Raw genomic sequence first — 16060 nt, 5'->3', positions numbered from 1 at the left:
CGCTCAGGAAAGTAGGCAACGCCGCGATGTTGGGTAGATTTTGCTGTCCAAGGCCGTGAGGTTGACGTAAAGTGTGCCGCCGCAAGAAGATGTAAGGAGAGCCGGATCAATGTCAATGCGATTTGCCCGATACCTGGTGCTGCTGGTCCTGAGCCTGGCCCTGTCCGTACCGCAGCAGGCGGAGGCCAAGCGGCTGGTCCGCGCCGCGGTCTTCAACTACAAGCCGCTCATCTACTCGGCGCCGGACGGTTCCGCCCAGGGCTTCTTCGTGAAGATGCTCGACCGCATCGCGGAACAGGAGGGGTGGGAGGTGCAGTACCGGCCGGGGACCTGGCAGGAGGGGATGGATCGCCTGCGGCGCCAGGAGATCGACCTTCTGGTCTGCGTCGGCTACACCTCGGACCGGACCGCTTTCCTGGATTTCCCGAAGGAGTTTCTGGTCCTGGACTGGGGGGCGGTCTACCGGTCCAAGGCCTCGCACCTAAGCACCATCATGGACCTGGAGGGAAAGACCGTGTGCGGTCTTAAGGGAAGCGTCTATACCGCAGGCTTCCTCGATCTGGCCCGCCAGTTCCAGTTGAAGGTGAAGCTTTTGGAAGTGAACCAGGTGAGCGAGGTGTTCAAGGCGGTGGAGTCGGGGCGGGCGGACGCCGGGATAACCTCCAACATCCCGGGGATCCTCAACGAGGACGCCCACGAGGTGGAGCGGACCCCCATCATCTTCACCCCGGTGAAGCTCGGTTTTGCGGTGAGCAAAGGGGAGAATGCCGACCTCGTCGAGGCCCTGGACCGGAACATCGGGCTCATGAAGGGAGACCCGGCGTCGCTCTACAACCACGAACTGGGGCACCTGTTCGGCAAGCCCGAAGGCGTCCCGGGAGGCGATCTGGGTGCTCTCCGGCATCTCCGGGGGGCTCGTGGTCTGCCTCGTCTTCATCGCGGTGTTAAGGAGGCAGGTCAGGGCCAAGACCCAGGAGCTGGACGAGCAGGGGAGCCTGATGCGCTCCATCATCAACGGGACCACCGACGCGGTCTTCATAAAGAACGTCGAGGGGCGCTACATCGTGGTGAACGACGAGGTGGTACGGCTCTTCGACCGGCCGCGCGGCGAGATCCTGGGGCACGACGATACCAGCTTCTTCCTGGAGGAGGAGGCGCAGCAATTAAGGAACAACGACCTGGAGTTCATGCAGGGGCACCGGGTCGCCACCACCGTGGAGCGGATCACCACCCTGGGGCGCTCGCGGGTCTACCTGGCGACCAAGGGGCCGGTCTACGACAAAAACGGCAAGGTCTCCGGCGTCTTCGGGATCTCCCGCGACATCACCGATCTAAAGCAGGCCGAACAGGAGGTGCACCGCTACAGCCAGCTCCTCAAACGTACCGGCGAACTGGCCCTGGTCGGAGGGTGGGAGCTCGACCTGACCACCGGATCCCTCTACTGGTCCGAGATGCTGCGCCGGATCCACGACCTGGAGCCCGAGGAGCCGGTGACGCCGGAACGCTCCCTCGCATTCTGCGCCCCGGAAGGAAGGGGTGCCGTCGAGGCGGCAGCCTACCAGTTGGTGGCCACCGGGGTCCCCTTCGACCTCGAGATCCCCATCGTCACCGCCAAAGGGAGGCGCATCTGGGGGCGGGTGCAGGGTGAGGCGGAGTGGGCCGACGGGAGGATCGTCAAGCTCTTCGGTTCGACCCAGGACATCACCGAGCGCAAGCGGATGGAGGAGCAGTTGCGGCAGAGCAACGAGCAGCTCCGCTTCGTGCTCGACGGGAGCCAGCTCGGCTTTTGGGACTGGAACATGGAGACCGGGGAGGTGGCACGAAACGAGCGCTGGGCCGAGATGCTGGGCTACACGCTCGACGAGGTGCAGTTCACCGTGGACCAGTGGACCACGCTGATCCACCCCGAGGACGAGATCAGGGCCTGGTCCATGCTGGACGCGCACCTAGCCGGAAGCGTGCCGCGCTACGAGGTGGAGTACCGGATGCTCGCCAAGGACGGGAGCTACAAGTGGATCCTCGACCGCGCGCGCATCGTCAAGCGGGCCGACGACGGCACTCCGCTGCGCATGAGCGGCACCCATACCGACATCACGGAGCGCAAGAGGGCCGAGGAGGAGAAGCGCACCCGGGAGCAGCAGATGCAGCACGCGCAGCGCCTGGAGAGCCTGGGTGTCCTGACCGGCGGCATCGCGCACGACTTCAACAACATCCTCGCCATCATCATCGGCCACTGCTCGCTCGCCAGACTCGGCTCGCACAGTACCGAACGGAGCATCGCGGAGATCGAGCGGGCGGCAGAGCGCGCGGCGGAGCTCTGCCGCCAGATGCTCGCCTACGCCGGGAAGTCGCAGTTCGTCTGCGAGGAGGTCGACTTCGCGGCACTTTTGCGGGACATGGTACAGATGCTCACCCAGACCATCAGCCGCAAGATCGTGATAAGCCAGCACTTGGCCCCCGGGCTCCCCATCGTGCACGGCGACCCGAGCCAGCTGCGCCAGATCGCCATGAACCTTCTGATCAACGCCTCCGAGGCGATCGGCAGCGAGCAGGGGGAGATCCGGGTACGGCTGGACCGGGTGGCCGTCGACGAGGCGCTGGGCGGGCAGGATCACCTGGGGCGCGCCATTCCTCCCGGCGCCTACCTCTGCCTGGAGGTCGCCGACACCGGCTGCGGGATGGACGAGGAAACCAAGATCCGGCTCTTCGAGCCTTTCTACACCACCAAGTTCACCGGGCGCGGACTCGGGATGTCGGCGGTGCTCGGGATCATCGCCTCGCACCAGGGGGCCCTGCAGCTTGAGAGCGAGCAGGGGCGCGGGACCCGTTTCCGGGTCTTTCTCCCGGTGCAGGCGGCATTGGGCTGCAGCGAAAAGGGTGCAGGGGGAGGGTGTGCTGCGCCCTGGCAGGGGAGCGGGGCGGTACTCCTCGTCGAGGACGAACTCCAGGTGCGGCTGATCGCCAAGGCCCTGCTGGAACGGCTCGGTTTTCTCGTGCTGGAGGCGGAAAACGGCAAGGCGGCGCTCGAGCTGTACCGAAGGCGCGCCCAGGAGATCAGGCTGGTGCTTTCCGACCTGGGGATGCCCGAGATGGATGGCGAGGACCTCGTTTTCGAGCTGAAGAAGCTCGGGGCGCGGGTGCCGGTGTTGATCGCCAGCGGTTTTGGCGACGCCGAGGTGGCGACCCGCCTCGCCCCGGGCGATATCGCCGGGATGATCAGCAAGCCCTACAACAGCGACCAGCTGCAGGCGGCGCTCAAAAGGGCGCTGCTGCCGGTGCCGTAGGCCGGGAAGCCCCGTCGTAAACGGTGCTGGGAACCCCGGGGTGCCTGGGACGGCAACAAAAAAACGGCGCAGCCTGATCAGGTTGCGCCGTTTGTGTCTCCACTCAAGGAAAGGGGGACTAGAAGGGGATCTCGTCGTCCGGGTTGAACACCGGCTCCTCGTAGCTCGACCCCTGGTCGTACTGGTTGGAAGCGGGACGCTGGGGACGGCCGCCGCCGCTGGGGGCACCGCCTTCGCCGCGGCCGGAGAGCATCTGCATCTTCTCGCCGACGATCTCGGTGGTGTAGCGGTCCTTGCCGTCCTTGTCCTGCCACTTGCGGGTCTGCAGGCGCCCTTCGATGTACACGGTTTTCCCCTTGGAGAGGTACTCGCCGGCTATTTCCGCAAGACGGGACCACAGGGTGATGTTGTGCCACTCGGTCTTCTCTTCCCACTCGCCGTTTTTGTTTTTCATCCTTTCGGAGGTGGCGAGGGAGAAGGAGGCGACGGCGGTGCCGCCTGCGGTGTAGCGCACCTCCGGGTCCTTGCCCAGGTTTCCTATCAGCATCACCTTGTTGAGACTGGCCATCTTGGTTGTTCTCCTTTTTTGCTCGTTGAGGTTGTCGAAGTGTATAGAATTCGCGGGGACCTGGCAAGTGATAATTGGTTTGACTCCATCGGTAAAAAAAAGTAACGTACCGGGGATTATCTGCAAGGAGTAACCAGATGTTGCGTGCACGGCTCTACCTCTTTTTCTGGGTTCCCTTCACGCTCTCCTGCTCGCTTGCTGCCGTGATCGGAGGGCTTTTCGACGCTACCGGCAAGGCGGGCCACGCCTGCGCCAGATTCTGGTCGGTCTGGAGCCTCAAGGTGGCGGGGATCAAGGTGGCGGTCTCGGGACAGGAGCTGGTGCCGGCCGGCGGGCCGGTGATCTACATGGGGAATCACCAGGGGAATTTCGATATCAACGCGCTCACCGTGGCGATCCCGCGCATGTTCTCCTGGATCGCCAAGGAAGAGCTCTTCCGGGTGCCGCTCTTTGGAGCCGCCATGCGCCGGGCCGGCTACATCCCGCTCGATAGAAGCGACGGCAGGAAGGCCCTGAAGAGCATGGCGCAGGCCGCCCAGCGCATCGCCTCGGGTACCAGCGTGGTGATCTTCCCCGAAGGGACCCGCACCATGGACGGCTCGCTGCTCCCCTTCAAGCGCGGCGCCTTCCTCCTGGCCGCCAAGGCCGGGGTCCCGATCGTCCCCTTTACCATTAACGGCAGCAGGGAGCGCAATCCCCGCAACCGCCTGGAGCTCTACCCGGGAACCATCAGCGTCAGTTTTTCGGCGCCGCTTGAGAGCGCCGGAGTCCCGGAGAGCGAGCTGATGGAGCGGGTGCGCGAGGCGATAGCGGCCAAGCTGGAGGTCATGTAGATGGCGATGGCGTATGCTGCGATGGTGCTGGCGGGGCTTGCCCTGGTCGTGTGGGGACTGCCGGCGGCACACCGGCTTAAGAGCCCGTGGGACCTGGTGGCGTCCTTTGCGGTACTGGCCGGCGTGGTTGCGGCTCTTTTGGGAGCGCTGCTCATCTGCGTCCCGAACTTCTTCGCAGGTTAATGGGCTCCCGGTTTAAGCCGAGGCAGGCGGATTCATGGAAAAGATCAAGAGTATAGCGGTCAATGCCGCGTTCATCGCGCTGGTTTCGATCGCCCTCATCTGGGGGAACACACTCTACCGGCAGCACGTCCAGTTCCAGAAGGGGGAGCGGGCGATGGCTGCCGGCGATTTCGTGGGCGCCCTGGCGGGGTGGGAGGCGGCCATCCACCTCTACACGCCGTTTAGTTCGGTGGTGGAGCAGTCGGCCCAGCGGCTTTGGGAACTCGGCGAGTTCTCCGCCCAGCGCGGCGATTTTCCCCGTGCGCTCATCGCCTACCGCTCGCTCAGGAGCTCCTTCTACGCGGTTAACGGGCTGTACCAGCCGGGCGAGGAGTGGATCAAGAAGTGCGACGCCAGGATCGCCCAGCTGCTGAAGCAGGGGGCGCCGGCGGGGGGACGCTGACGGTCCGGCCCGCCGAAGGTCCTTTCCGAGAGGCACACCAAAGAAACGGGCACCTACCCACTACCCCGACTTCTCGCGCCGGAGAGCTCCCCCTGAGGCCGGCGCAGCTTTGGGAGGTTCCCCCTCTGAGGGAATGTTATGACAGCGACAAGGACACTCTGTGGAACCAGTCAGTAGCGAGAGCACCGGCCTGAAGTTCATCGCGCTCGGGGGCTTGGGCGAGATCGGGCTCAACATGGCGGTCTTCGAGTACGGCGAGGACATCGTCATCGTGGACTGCGGCCTGATGTTCCCCGAGCCGTACATGCTCGGCATCGACGTGGTGATCCCCGACATAAGTTACCTCACCGAGCGTGCCGACAAGGTGCGCGCCATCCTCCTGACCCACGGCCACGAGGACCACATCGGAGCGCTTCCCTACGTGCTCCGCGAGATCTCCCCGCCCATCTACGGTACCGCGCTCACCCTTGGTTTCCTGAAGGAAAAGCTGAAGGAGTACGAACTGGACCAGAAGGTCGACCTGCGCGTGGTCAAGCCGCGCCAGAAGGTGGCGATCGGCGCCTTCGAGGTCGAGTTCATCCGGGTCTCGCACTCCATCGTGGACGGCTGCGCCCTGGCGCTCACGACCCCCGAAGGGGTGGTGATCCACACCGGCGACTTCAAGCTGGACCAGACGCCGGTGGACGGCGAGCTCACCGACCTGGCCACCTTCTCGCGCTACGGCGAGGCGGGGGTCTTGGCGCTTTTGGCCGACTCCACCAACGTGGAGCGCGAGGGGTACACCCTCTCCGAGCGCCTGGTGGGGGACGCCTTCGACGAGATCTTCCCGCGCTGCGCGGGGCGCATCATCGTGGCGGCCTTCTCCAGCAACATCCAGCGGGTTCAGCAGGTGGTCGAGGCGGCCAAGAAGAGCGGGCGCAAGGTGCTTTTAAACGGGCGCTCCATGATCGGCAACGTGCAGATCGCCCGCGAGCTCGGCTACCTCACCATCCCCGAGGAGCTTTTGATCGACCTGAAGGAGCTCCCCCGGCTCCCCAAGGAAGAGGTCTGCATGATCACCACGGGGAGCCAGGGCGAGCCGATGAGCTCGCTTACCCGGATCGCCATGGACGACCACAAGCAGATAAAGCTCGAGGAGGGTGACACGGTGATCCTCTCCTCGCGCTTCATTCCGGGGAACGAGAAGACCATCTCGGACCTGATGAACCACCTGTACCGGCGTGGCGCCGAGGTGATCCACGAGAAGGTCTCCGAGGTGCACGTCTCGGGGCACGCAAGCCAGGAGGAGCTGAAGCTCTTGCACAACCTGGTGAGGCCCAGGTACTTCGTGCCGGTGCACGGCGAGTACCGGCACCTGGTGAAGCACAGCCAGCTGGCCCAGAAGGTGGGGCTCCCCAAAGAGCGCTGCCTTCTGGCGGTGAACGGCGACGTGGTCCTCTTCTCGGACGGCGAGGCGGCCATCGTGGACCAGGTCGAGACCGGCCGGGTCTTCGTGGACGGCAAAGGGGTGGGGGACGTCGGCAACGTGGTGTTGAAGGACCGAAAGCACCTCTCCGAGGACGGCATGGTGGTGGTGATCATCGGCATCAACCAGGCGAGCGGAGCCATCATCTACGGCCCGGACATCGTCTCGCGCGGCTTCGTCTTCGAGGACGAGAGCCAGCAGTACCTGGACGAGGCGAAAAAGGTGGTGCTGGACACCCTCGCGCTGGTGAACACCGAGGTGCTCGCCGACTGGAGCGAGGTGAAGCTGGAGGTGCGCCGGGTGCTCAGGCGCTTTTTCAACAAGACTATTGAACGGCGGCCGGTGATACTGCCGCTTATTCTGGAGATGTGACCGGACCGATCAGTCGTACCGGACAAATCGGTCGGACCAACAGCGGGAAACTATGACAGACGAGAAACTAGAGAAAAAAGAGAAGGTAACCAAGGAGATGAAGGGGATGGCGCTGGCCGCCGCCGGCATCTTCCTCGCGGTCGCGCTCGTCTCGTACAACGGCGAGGACCTCTCCTTCAACAGCTTCTCGACAGCCGCTGCCACCCACAACCTGGGGGGGCGCTTCGGGGCCCAGCTCGCCGACTTCTTCCTGCAGCTCTTCGGGCTCGCCTCGTACCTGGTCCCGGCCACCCTGATCTACCTCTCCTACCGGGCCATCAGCGAGGACGCGGTGCGCTGGCGCCCCTACAAGCTGGTGGGGTTCGGGCTGCTGCTCATGTCCCTTGCCGCCCTCTTCGCCTTCAACCTGCAGTTCACCGAGCTCGCCAGCCAGAAGGTCCCGACCGGCGGCTTTCTCGGCTATCAGAGCGCCGAGCTCCTGAAGCGGGCCTTCGGGAAGGTGGGCGCGCTGCTCATCCTGCTCCCCATGCTGGCGGCAAGCGCCATGCTGCTCTCCCGCTTCTCCTTCATCCTGTTCGCCAACTGGTGGATCACCGCGGTGAAGGAGCGCGTGAGCCTCTACCTGCAGCGTCGCGAATTGAACCGCGAGCTTCTGGAGAAGAAGGACCCCACGGTGGAGAAGCCCAAGCCGGCCTCGGCCCCGCCGATCATCCGCCCGGCCGCGGTGCCGCCGCCGGTGGCCGCACCGGTCGCCAAGAAGGAGAAGAAAAAGGACGAGAAGAAGGCGGCTGCGGTCCAGGAGGCCTTCGAGTTCCTGAAGGCCGACGGCAACTACCGCACCCCGCCGCTCTCGCTTCTGGACCCGATCCCGGAAGCCGCCAAGAAGCAGGACCGCGAGGTCCTGACCATGAACGCGCGGCTCATGGAGAAGAAGCTCAAGGACTTCGGCGTCGAAGGTGAGGTGGTCGAGATCTGCCCGGGGCCGGTCATCACCATGTACGAGTTTTCCCCCGGTCCCGGCATCAAGGTAAGCCGCATCGCGAACCTCTCCGACGACCTCTCCATGGCGCTGCAGGCCCACTCGATCCGCATCGTGGCGCCGATCCCCGGCAAGGGGGTGGTGGGGATCGAGCTCCCCAACCGCGAGCGCGAGATGGTCTCTCTGAAGGAGATCTTCAACTCCGAGGAGTTCCACAAGGGGAAGATGAAGCTCCCCATGGCGCTTGGGAAAGACATCGCGGGGAACCCGCTGGTCACCGACCTGGCGAAGATGCCGCACCTTCTGGTCGCCGGCGCCACCGGTTCGGGCAAGTCGGTCGCCATCAACACCATGATCCTGTCGCTTCTGTACACCTCGACCCCTACCGACGTGCGCATCATCATGGTGGACCCGAAGATGCTGGAGCTCTCGGTGTACGAGGGGATCCCGCACCTCTTGCTTCCGGTCGTCACCGACCCGAAGAAGGCCTCCCTCGCGCTCAAGTGGGCCGTCGAGGAGATGGGGCGGCGCTACCGGCTCATGAGCGACCTGGGGGTCAGGAACATCGACTCTTACAACCGCGAACTGGAGCGGCGCGAGAAAGAGGCTGCCGAGAACAAGGCGCGCGGCGTCGCGGTGGTCGAGGAGATCGTCGAGCTGGAGGATGTGGAGGAGGCGGGCGAGGCCGAGGACGACATGGAGCAGCGCGAGGCGGCCATCCAGGCCTACCTCGCCAAGGAAGAGGAGCTGGAGCACGGGCATCTCCCCTACATCGTGGTCATCGTCGACGAGCTGGCCGACCTCATGATGGTGGCCGGCCGCGAGATCGAGGAGTCGATCGCCCGCCTGGCCCAGATGGCGCGTGCCGCGGGGATCCACCTGATCCTGGCCACCCAGCGCCCCTCGGTCGACGTCATAACCGGCCTCATCAAGGCGAACTTCCCGGCCAGGATCTCCTTCCAGGTCTCCTCGAAGATCGACTCGCGCACCATCCTGGACGGCAACGGCGCCGAGTCGCTTCTGGGTGCCGGCGACATGCTGTTCCTGCCGCCGGGGACCTCGAAGATGCTGCGCTCCCACGGCGCCTTCGTCTCGGACGCCGAGGTGCAGCGCGTGGTCGAGTTCCTGAAGAAGCAGGGGAAGCCGGTCTACGAGAAGTCGATCCTGGAGATGAAGGCAAACGACGAGAAGGGGGCCGAGAACGACGAAGAAGTCGACGAGCGCTACGACGACGCGCTGGCCCTGGTTGCCGAGACCAAGCAGGCTTCGATCTCGATGATCCAGCGCCGGCTGCGGATCGGCTACAACCGGGCAGCCCGCATCATCGAGAAGATGGAGCAGGAAGGGGTGGTGGGGCCGTCGGACGGCACCAGCAAGCCGCGGGAAGTCTTTATCAACAAGATCTAGATCAAAACCGGGCACGCGGAAAAAGCCGGAAACCCAGACAAAACGACAGGATTAGGCTGGGGGGTAACCCCTACAAGCTTTTGCCGTATCCGGTCTTTTTGCCCTGGTTTCCGCGTCATCCGCGTCCACACGTTTTTCTTTTTTAGGGGGTAACATGAACGCTTGTCGCAAGGCGGGTCTGGCGCATTTCGCGCTGACCATCATAGGCAAGGACCGCCCGGGTATCGTGGCGGACACCGCCGAGGTGCTCTTCAAGCTCGGCTGTAACGTGGAGGACTCGAGCTGCACCATGCTGGGGGGCGAGTTTGCCACGATCCTCATCATCTCGCACGAGAAGCCCTTCTCCAAGAAGCAGCTGGAGGTGGAGTTCGCGGCCAAGACTGCCGGCGGGGGGCTTTCCGCCTTCATCCGCACCCTGAAGGACGACGAAGTCTGCTACCAGGAGCCGACCGGCGAACTCTGCCTGGTCTCGGTGTACGGCAGCGACAAGCCCGGGATCGTGTTCCGGATCACCCGCGAGCTTGCCGACCGCGGCGTCAACATCACCGACCTGAACACCAAGCTGATCGGCAGCCCCGCCGAACCGGTCTACGTCCTCATGCTGGAGGCGGCACTTCCGCAGGAGATGAGCGTGGAGCAGGTCTCGCAACTTTTGGAAAATCTGAAGAAGGAGCTGAGCGTAGAGATCTCGGTGCGCCTCATCACACCGGTCTCGCTTTAAGGTTATGGCCGTACAACGCATACTTCTCTATCCAAATCCCATCCTGAAACGGATGTGCCGCACCGTGGAACGGATCGACGCCGAGATCCTGCAGCTGGTTGAAGATCTCGTGGACACCATGGAGGCGGGACCCGGCTCGGTCGGGGTCGCTGCGCCGCAGATCGGGGTCTCCCTCAGGGTCTGCGTGGTGGACGTCTCCAACAGCCGCCACGGCAAGGACAATAACCACGGGCGGCTTTTGATGATCAACCCGGAGATCGTGGCAAGCAGCGGCAACGCGGTGATGCGCGAGGGGTGCATGAGCGTCCCGGACTACACCGGTGACGTGGAGCGCGCCACCGAGATCACGCTGCGCTTCAGCGAGCCCGACGGCACGCTGCGCGAGTTCGTGGCCAGCGGTTTCGAGGCGGTTGCCATCCAGCACGAGATGGACCACCTGGACGGGCTCTTGTTCCTGGACCGCATCAGCTCCCTTAAGACTGGCCTGTTTAGGCGGAAAAGCTACAAATAACCGAGGCCAAAGGCGGGCACGCGGAAAAGGCCGGAAACAGAGGCAAAACGGCCGGATCAAGCGTAGGGTTTTACCCATAAAGTCTTGTGCTGTACCCGGCTTTGTCGCCTTGGTTTCCGCTTAACCCGCGTGCTAAAGTTTGTCTGGTTTCTCTCCGAGGGCAGTTCATGAAATGGCTGTTGATCGCCTCCATACCGGTGTACCTGTTTGGCGCCTTCCGGCGGCCGATCTTTGCTGTGGCGCTGGTGCTGCAGCTTGCCTACCTGGCCGGCCGGGGCATCACCCTGGGGCGGCTACCGCTCATCGGCCCCGGGGACACGCTCGCCTTTTTCTCCTGCTCCATCGGCCTCATGGCGCTTCCCTTCCTGTACGCCCGCGAGCTCGACCAGGAGCGGGACCTGTACTGGGGCTTGGGGGCGATCGCCGCACTCTTCGCCGGACTGGCGCTCCCCTTTCCCACCCTCAACATGCCCCTGCCGCCGGTGCTCGACACCTACTGGTTCGAGCTGCACGTGGCGCTTGCCTTTTTCGCCTACGCCCTCTTCGGTGTCGGGGCGCTTTTGGGGGGAGCCTTCCTCTTGAAGGGGCGCCGCAGCTTGCTCGACCTGCAGTACCGCGCCGCGCTCACCGGCTACAGTTTCTTCTCGCTCTCCATGGTTTCCGGCGGCATCTGGGGCTACTACGCCTGGGGGACCTACTGGCTCTGGACCCCCAAGGAGCTCTGGACCTCGATCCTGTGGCTCTTCTACTCGCTCTTTTTGCACCTGCGGGCGAAGGGGACTAGCTGGGACAAGCGCTTCGCCTGGCTTGGAATCGTCGGCTTTCTGGTGGCGCTCTTCACCTATTTGGGGGTGAGCATCTTCATGCGGAGTTCGCACAGTTTTTAAGGTGGCCCTTGGTCCTCGGACCGATCGGACGGATCGGGCTGATCGGACGTGGTGGCCAGAGGAGCTTTCTCGAGTGTTCCAACGGATTTACCAGCAGCTTACCTCGCTCAACCTGGGGCTTTGGCTCATCGCCGGGGTTATGCTCGCGCTCGCGGCGGGTTCCTTTTCGCAGGGGGCGGCCGAAGGGGGCGCGCTCAACGAGATGCCGCTCTTCGCCTGGCTCCTGGGCGCCCCGGTCGGCTTCTCCTGGTGGCTCTGGATCGCCCTCGCGCTTTTGGCGCTTTTGACCCTTAACGCCATCCTCTGCAGCATCGAGGCGCTCCGCAAAGGGCGCAGCCTCGCCCCGCAGCTCATGCACCTGGGCTTTCTGTTCATCGTCCTCGCGCACCTGCTCTCGGCCTACGGCGGGTTCAAGCAGCAGTTCCAGCTTCCCGAAGGGGGCTCCCTCGGCTTTCCGGACGGGGAGCGGGTCTCGGTGGAGCGGATCTCGGGACAGGCGGGCCCGATGGGGATGCTGAGCTCGTACCAGGCCCTGATGCGTATCGGCAACGGCGCCCCAAACAGCGTCGAGCCGAACCACCCCCTGTTCCACAAGGGGTACGGGATCTACCTGAAACAGGTGGAACTGGCCCCGATGCCGGTGGCGCTCATCGAGGTGCACCGCGAACCGGGGGCCTGGGCAGCTCTCGCCGGCGCGCTCTTCTTCACCGTCGGCAACCTGATGCTGCTCATGCAGCGGCGCGGAAAGCCTCTGCAATAAAAAAGGGCGCCCCTTTCGGAGCGCCCCATTTTTTCCTGCCGTACCGGATTGCCGGCGGCTATTTCAGCAGTTTGACCGACTTGATGACCACCGGGGTGAGCGGCGCGTTGGGGAAGCCGTTTTTCACGCCGGCCGGCGTGTTGACGATCATGTCCGCCACGTCCATCCCCTCGATCACCTTCCCGAAGACCGCATAGCCGAAGCCATCCGGGTTGGGGCGGTTCAGGCCGTTGTTGTTCACCACGTTGATGAAGAACTGCGAGGTGGCGGAGTCGGGGGCGCCGGTGCGCGCCATGGCGAGGGTACCCCGGTCGTTCTTCAGCCCGTTGCCGGCCTCGTTCTTGATGGGCGGCTTGTTGCCGCCCTTGGGCACCATGTTGGCGGTCAGGCCGCCCCCCTGGATCATGAAGCCGGGGATGACGCGGTGGAAGACCGTGCCGTTGTAGAAGCCGCTCGTGGCGTAGTCCAGGAAGTTCTGCGTCGAGATCGGGGCCTCTTTCTGGAACAGTTCGATCTTCATGTTGCCCAGGCTGGTCTCTATTACCAGTACGGGATTCTTCTCACCGGCAAAGGCAGTTCCCGCCAGGCAGAGCCCCAGAACCAGCAGGCAGACAACTCGTTTCAGCATGTTAAAATCCTCCTGTCTATTTGGTTTGCACCTATTCATGTATATGCCAAGTGCGATTCCCGGTCAACCCTCGGTACAGCGAGAGACCAACAAAAGATTGACAGAATAAACGACGCCATGGAAAATGGCGCACCATTAATGGACTCACAGGAGGCTTGCGTTGCAGATACAATTCGGAACCGATGGCTGGCGCGGCGTGATTGCCGACACCTTCACCTTTGAAAACCTCTCATTGGTGGCACAGGCCACCATGGATTATATGCACCAGGAAGAGTTGGCCGATCTGGGGCTGGTGATCGGCTACGACCGCCGCTTCCTCTCCCGCGAGTTCGCCGAGCGGGTCGCCGGCATCGCTGCCGGCAACGGCATCCGGGTCTGGCTCTCCGAAGGGTACGCACCGACTCCGGCGGTCTCCTGGGCCGTCTTCGAGCGCGGCGCGGGCCTGGGCGTCATGATCACCGCAAGCCACAACCCGCCCCGCTACAACGGCTTCAAGGTGAAGGAGTCCTTCGGCGGCTCGGCCCGCCCGGCAACCACCAAGACCCTGGAGGGGATGGTAGCCAGGAACCAGGCCGCGGGGCGTCCGGTGCAGGCGGTGACCCTTGCAGAAGGGGTGCAGTCGGGGATGGTGCAGTACCTCGACATGGCCAAGCCCTACCTGGACCAACTGGGCCGCTACGTCGACCTGGACCTGATCCGCACGGCGGGGATCAAGGCGGTGGTGGATCCCATGTACGGCGCGGGGTGCGGGTTCCTCCCCCTGCTGATCCCGGGGATCAGCGAGATCCACGGCAACGAGAACCCCTCGTTCGGCGGCCATCCGCCGGAGCCGATCGCAGAGCACCTGGGGGAGCTCTGCAGCCTCTTGGCAGACTGCAAGTTCCAGGTCGGTCTCGCGCTGGACGGCGACGCCGACCGGATCGGCGCGGTCGACGAGACCGGCGAATTTTTCTCGTCGCACCGGATCTTTACCGTGCTGCTCAGGCATCTCTACGAGCGCAAGGGGGTGCGCGGCGGCGTGGTGAAGACCGTCTCCACCACCCGGATGATCGACCTGCTGGCGACCAAGTTCGACCTCCCCATCTTCGAGACGCCGATCGGCTTCAAGCACATCTGCGAGCTCATGCTGGAGCACGACATCCTGATGGGGGGCGAGGAGTCCGGCGGCCTGGGGGTGAAGGGACACATCCCGGAGCGCGACGGTATCCTCATGGGGCTCTTGCTCCTCGAGGCGATGGCGATGAGCGGCAAGGGGCTGCGGGCGCTTTTAGAGGAGACCATGGACGAGATCGGCCACTTCCACTACTCGCGCATCGACCTCCCCATCGAGAACCTGGCCAAGCAAGAGCTGGTGCAGGGGCTGGCGGCAGGCGGCATCGAGAGCATCGCCGGCCACCAGGTGGCCAGCACCAACTTCAGTGACGGCTTCAAGTTCATCTTCGGCGACGGCTCCTGGCTGCTGATTCGCCCCTCCGGTACCGAGCCGGTACTGAGGCTTTACTCCGAGGCCAACGACCCGGCCAAGGTGAGCGCGCTCCTCGAGGCGGCGCGGGGGATTGCGGGAGTCTAGAAAATCAGGTTGAGGTTAAGGTTGAGGTTAGGGTTGAGGTTAAGAAAAAGCGTTTTCTAACCTCAATCTTTTTTGGGGCTGCTGCTTTTAATAGATCGCTTTCGGTTTTCCTCAACCTCAAGCTTAACCGCAACCTGCCTAGTTAAACCTGTTGTTGAAAACGAGTAGTGGTTCTGTTATAGAATAGGGCTCGCGTCAAATTTCAGCATCGCTCTTAAGGAGTTATCCATGTCGAATCCTCAGTTGATTATGTACGACGAGGAATTCAAGCAGATAAATGCGGTAATCGAGAAGCTCCTTAGGGAAGCAAACGCGAAGGTTATCTTCCTGGTGGACAAGAACGGCCAGCTCATTACCGGCTGCGGCGAAACCGAGCGTTTCGACACCACCTCGCTCGCCTCGCTGACTGCCGGCAATATCGCGGCGACCGGCGGCTTGGCCAAGCTGATCGGGGAGAAGGAATTCTCGATCCTGTTCCACGAAGGCGAGAAGGACAACCTGCACATCTCGATCGTGGCAGGAAGGGTGATTTTGGTGGTGCTCTTCGATACCCGCTCCTCCTTGGGGCTGGTGCGCCTGAGGGTGAAGAAGGCCTCCGAGGAGTTGAGCGCCATCTTCGGCAAGCTTTTGCAGAAGAGCGAGGAGAAGGAGAAGAGCGGCGACAGCGAGTTCCCCTTTGCCGAGATCACCGACGACGATATCGATAACCTGTTCAGCTAACTTTTAAGAGGTACTGTCGCATGTCTTTCATCAACTACGCCTCCCGCGAGATCAACTGCAAGATCGTCTACTACGGTCCGGGTCTCTGCGGCAAGACGACCAACCTCCAGTTCGTGTACCAGAAGACTGCCCCCGAGGCGAAGGGGAAGATGATCAGCCTGGCGACCGAGACCGAGCGAACCCTGTTCTTCGACTTCCTGCCGCTGGCCCTGGGCGAGATCCGCGGCTTCAAGACCCGCTTCCACCTCTACACCGTGCCGGGGCAGGTCTTCTACGACGCCTCCCGGAAGCTGATCCTGAAAGGTGTGGACGGCGTGGTGTTCGTGGCCGATTCCCAGGAAGAGCGCATGGACGCCAACATCGAGAGCGTCGAGAACCTGCGCATCAACCTGGCCGAGCAGGGGTACGACCTGGACAAGATCCCCTACGTGGTGCAGTACAACAAGCGCGACCTCCCCAACGTGTTGAGCGTCGAGGAGTTGAGGCGCGAGCTGAACCCGACCAACGTCCCCGATTTCGAGGCCTGCGCCACCACCGGCGAAGGGGTCTTCGAGACCCTGAAGGCGATCGCCAAGCAGATCCTGTTCGACCTGAAGAAAGGGAAGTAGCGGAAAAGCAAAAGCCCTCGCCACAGAGGACACAGAGGCACACAGAGGAAAAACAAAACCAGGCCTGGGGGTAACCCCGGTGACCTGGTTTTTTTATTTAGGCATACTTCGCTTTCCGATGT

At 63.3% G+C, this 16060-nt stretch carries 15 protein-coding genes and 1 pseudogene; 14 read left to right on the top strand and 2 right to left on the bottom strand.

Annotated features, from left to right (window positions below; translation table 11 throughout):
- Window positions 1–109: 109 nt before the first annotated feature.
- Window positions 110–757, top strand: a pseudogene (locus GMST_RS22545) (transporter substrate-binding domain-containing protein); the annotation flags it as partial.
- 133 nt (window positions 758–890) lie between these two features.
- A complete protein-coding gene (locus GMST_RS05295; RefSeq protein ID WP_183353590.1) occupies window positions 891–3284 on the top strand; it encodes a PAS domain-containing hybrid sensor histidine kinase/response regulator in 2394 nt (797 codons plus the stop codon).
- Between the two features lie 118 nt (window positions 3285–3402).
- Here GMST_RS05295 and GMST_RS05290 read toward each other — a convergent pair whose 3' ends face one another.
- Window positions 3403–3852, bottom strand: a complete 450-nt coding sequence (locus GMST_RS05290; protein WP_183353589.1) for a single-stranded DNA-binding protein — start codon at window positions 3850–3852, stop codon at window positions 3403–3405.
- A gap of 137 nt (window positions 3853–3989) precedes the next feature.
- Here GMST_RS05290 and GMST_RS05285 point away from each other — a divergent pair, with 137 nt between their 5' ends.
- The 9 genes from GMST_RS05285 to GMST_RS05245 all read left to right on the top strand — a co-directional run bounded on the left by GMST_RS05285 (window position 3990) and on the right by GMST_RS05245 (window position 12412).
- Complete coding sequence (locus GMST_RS05285; protein ID WP_183353588.1) at window positions 3990–4685, top strand: lysophospholipid acyltransferase family protein; 696 nt, start codon at window positions 3990–3992, stop codon at window positions 4683–4685.
- A complete protein-coding gene (locus tag GMST_RS05280; RefSeq protein ID WP_183353587.1) occupies window positions 4686–4868 on the top strand; it encodes a hypothetical protein in 183 nt (60 codons plus the stop codon).
- 34 nt (window positions 4869–4902) lie between these two features.
- Window positions 4903–5310, top strand: a complete 408-nt coding sequence (locus GMST_RS05275) for a hypothetical protein (RefSeq protein ID WP_183353586.1) — start codon at window positions 4903–4905, stop codon at window positions 5308–5310.
- Between the two features lie 160 nt (window positions 5311–5470).
- Entirely contained in the window at window positions 5471–7147 is a 1677-nt protein-coding gene (locus GMST_RS05270) for a ribonuclease J (protein ID WP_183353585.1), read from the top strand.
- Between the two features lie 52 nt (window positions 7148–7199).
- Window positions 7200–9533 carry a DNA translocase FtsK gene (locus tag GMST_RS05265; protein ID WP_183353584.1) on the top strand — a complete coding sequence of 778 codons (2334 nt, stop codon included), beginning with the start codon at window positions 7200–7202 and terminating at the stop codon, window positions 9531–9533.
- A 154-nt stretch (window positions 9534–9687) separates the two neighbouring features.
- Entirely contained in the window at window positions 9688–10254 is a 567-nt protein-coding gene (locus tag GMST_RS05260) for a glycine cleavage system transcriptional repressor (protein ID WP_183353583.1), read from the top strand.
- 4 nt (window positions 10255–10258) lie between these two features.
- Window positions 10259–10765, top strand: coding sequence for a peptide deformylase (def, locus tag GMST_RS05255; protein ID WP_183353582.1), 507 nt, complete (start codon window positions 10259–10261; stop codon window positions 10763–10765).
- A gap of 167 nt (window positions 10766–10932) precedes the next feature.
- The gene (locus GMST_RS05250; protein WP_183353581.1) at window positions 10933–11652 is read left to right on the top strand and encodes a cytochrome c biogenesis protein; all 720 of its coding nucleotides are present in this window, start codon (window positions 10933–10935) and stop codon (window positions 11650–11652) included.
- 73 nt (window positions 11653–11725) lie between these two features.
- Window positions 11726–12412: a cytochrome c biogenesis protein ResB gene (locus tag GMST_RS05245; RefSeq protein ID WP_183353580.1), complete on the top strand. Its 687-nt coding sequence runs from the start codon at window positions 11726–11728 to the stop codon at window positions 12410–12412.
- A 58-nt stretch (window positions 12413–12470) separates the two neighbouring features.
- On the opposite strand, the gene GMST_RS05240 is transcribed toward GMST_RS05245, so the two are convergent.
- Window positions 12471–13040, bottom strand: a complete 570-nt coding sequence (locus GMST_RS05240; protein ID WP_183353579.1) for a peptidylprolyl isomerase — start codon at window positions 13038–13040, stop codon at window positions 12471–12473.
- A 160-nt stretch (window positions 13041–13200) separates the two neighbouring features.
- Between GMST_RS05240 and GMST_RS05235 the strand changes: the two genes are divergently transcribed.
- The 3 genes from GMST_RS05235 to GMST_RS05225 all read left to right on the top strand — a co-directional run bounded on the left by GMST_RS05235 (window position 13201) and on the right by GMST_RS05225 (window position 15938).
- On the top strand, window positions 13201–14610 hold the full coding sequence (locus GMST_RS05235; protein WP_183353578.1) for a phosphoglucomutase/phosphomannomutase family protein: 1410 nt from the start codon (window positions 13201–13203) through the stop codon (window positions 14608–14610).
- 228 nt (window positions 14611–14838) lie between these two features.
- Window positions 14839–15330, top strand: a complete 492-nt coding sequence (locus tag GMST_RS05230) for a roadblock/LC7 domain-containing protein (RefSeq protein ID WP_183353577.1) — start codon at window positions 14839–14841, stop codon at window positions 15328–15330.
- A 20-nt stretch (window positions 15331–15350) separates the two neighbouring features.
- Window positions 15351–15938: a GTP-binding protein gene (locus GMST_RS05225; RefSeq protein ID WP_183353576.1), complete on the top strand. Its 588-nt coding sequence runs from the start codon at window positions 15351–15353 to the stop codon at window positions 15936–15938.
- Window positions 15939–16060 lie beyond the last annotated feature (122 nt).

Source organism: Geomonas silvestris, from assembly GCF_014193515.1.
GTDB classification, from domain to species: domain Bacteria; phylum Desulfobacterota; class Desulfuromonadia; order Geobacterales; family Geobacteraceae; genus Geomonas; species Geomonas silvestris.
This window is presented reverse-complemented; position numbering and strand designations above follow the sequence as displayed.

Bases quoted from the DNA above. Each gene is read 5' to 3' on its own strand.
- GMST_RS05290 (WP_183353589.1), bottom strand. From the start codon at position 3,852: ATGGCCAGTCTCAACAAGGTGATGCTGATAGGAAACCTGGGCAAGGAC.
- GMST_RS05285 (WP_183353588.1), top strand. From the start codon at position 3,990: ATGTTGCGTGCACGGCTCTACCTCTTTTTCTGGGTTCCCTTCACGCTC.
- GMST_RS05280 (WP_183353587.1), top strand. From the start codon at position 4,686: ATGGCGATGGCGTATGCTGCGATGGTGCTGGCGGGGCTTGCCCTGGTC.
- GMST_RS05275 (WP_183353586.1), top strand. From the start codon at position 4,903: ATGGAAAAGATCAAGAGTATAGCGGTCAATGCCGCGTTCATCGCGCTG.
- GMST_RS05265 (WP_183353584.1), top strand. From the start codon at position 7,200: ATGACAGACGAGAAACTAGAGAAAAAAGAGAAGGTAACCAAGGAGATG.
- GMST_RS05260 (WP_183353583.1), top strand. From the start codon at position 9,688: ATGAACGCTTGTCGCAAGGCGGGTCTGGCGCATTTCGCGCTGACCATC.
- def (WP_183353582.1), top strand. From the start codon at position 10,259: ATGGCCGTACAACGCATACTTCTCTATCCAAATCCCATCCTGAAACGG.
- GMST_RS05250 (WP_183353581.1), top strand. From the start codon at position 10,933: ATGAAATGGCTGTTGATCGCCTCCATACCGGTGTACCTGTTTGGCGCC.
- GMST_RS05240 (WP_183353579.1), bottom strand. From the start codon at position 13,040: ATGCTGAAACGAGTTGTCTGCCTGCTGGTTCTGGGGCTCTGCCTGGCG.
- GMST_RS05230 (WP_183353577.1), top strand. From the start codon at position 14,839: ATGTCGAATCCTCAGTTGATTATGTACGACGAGGAATTCAAGCAGATA.
- GMST_RS05225 (WP_183353576.1), top strand. From the start codon at position 15,351: ATGTCTTTCATCAACTACGCCTCCCGCGAGATCAACTGCAAGATCGTC.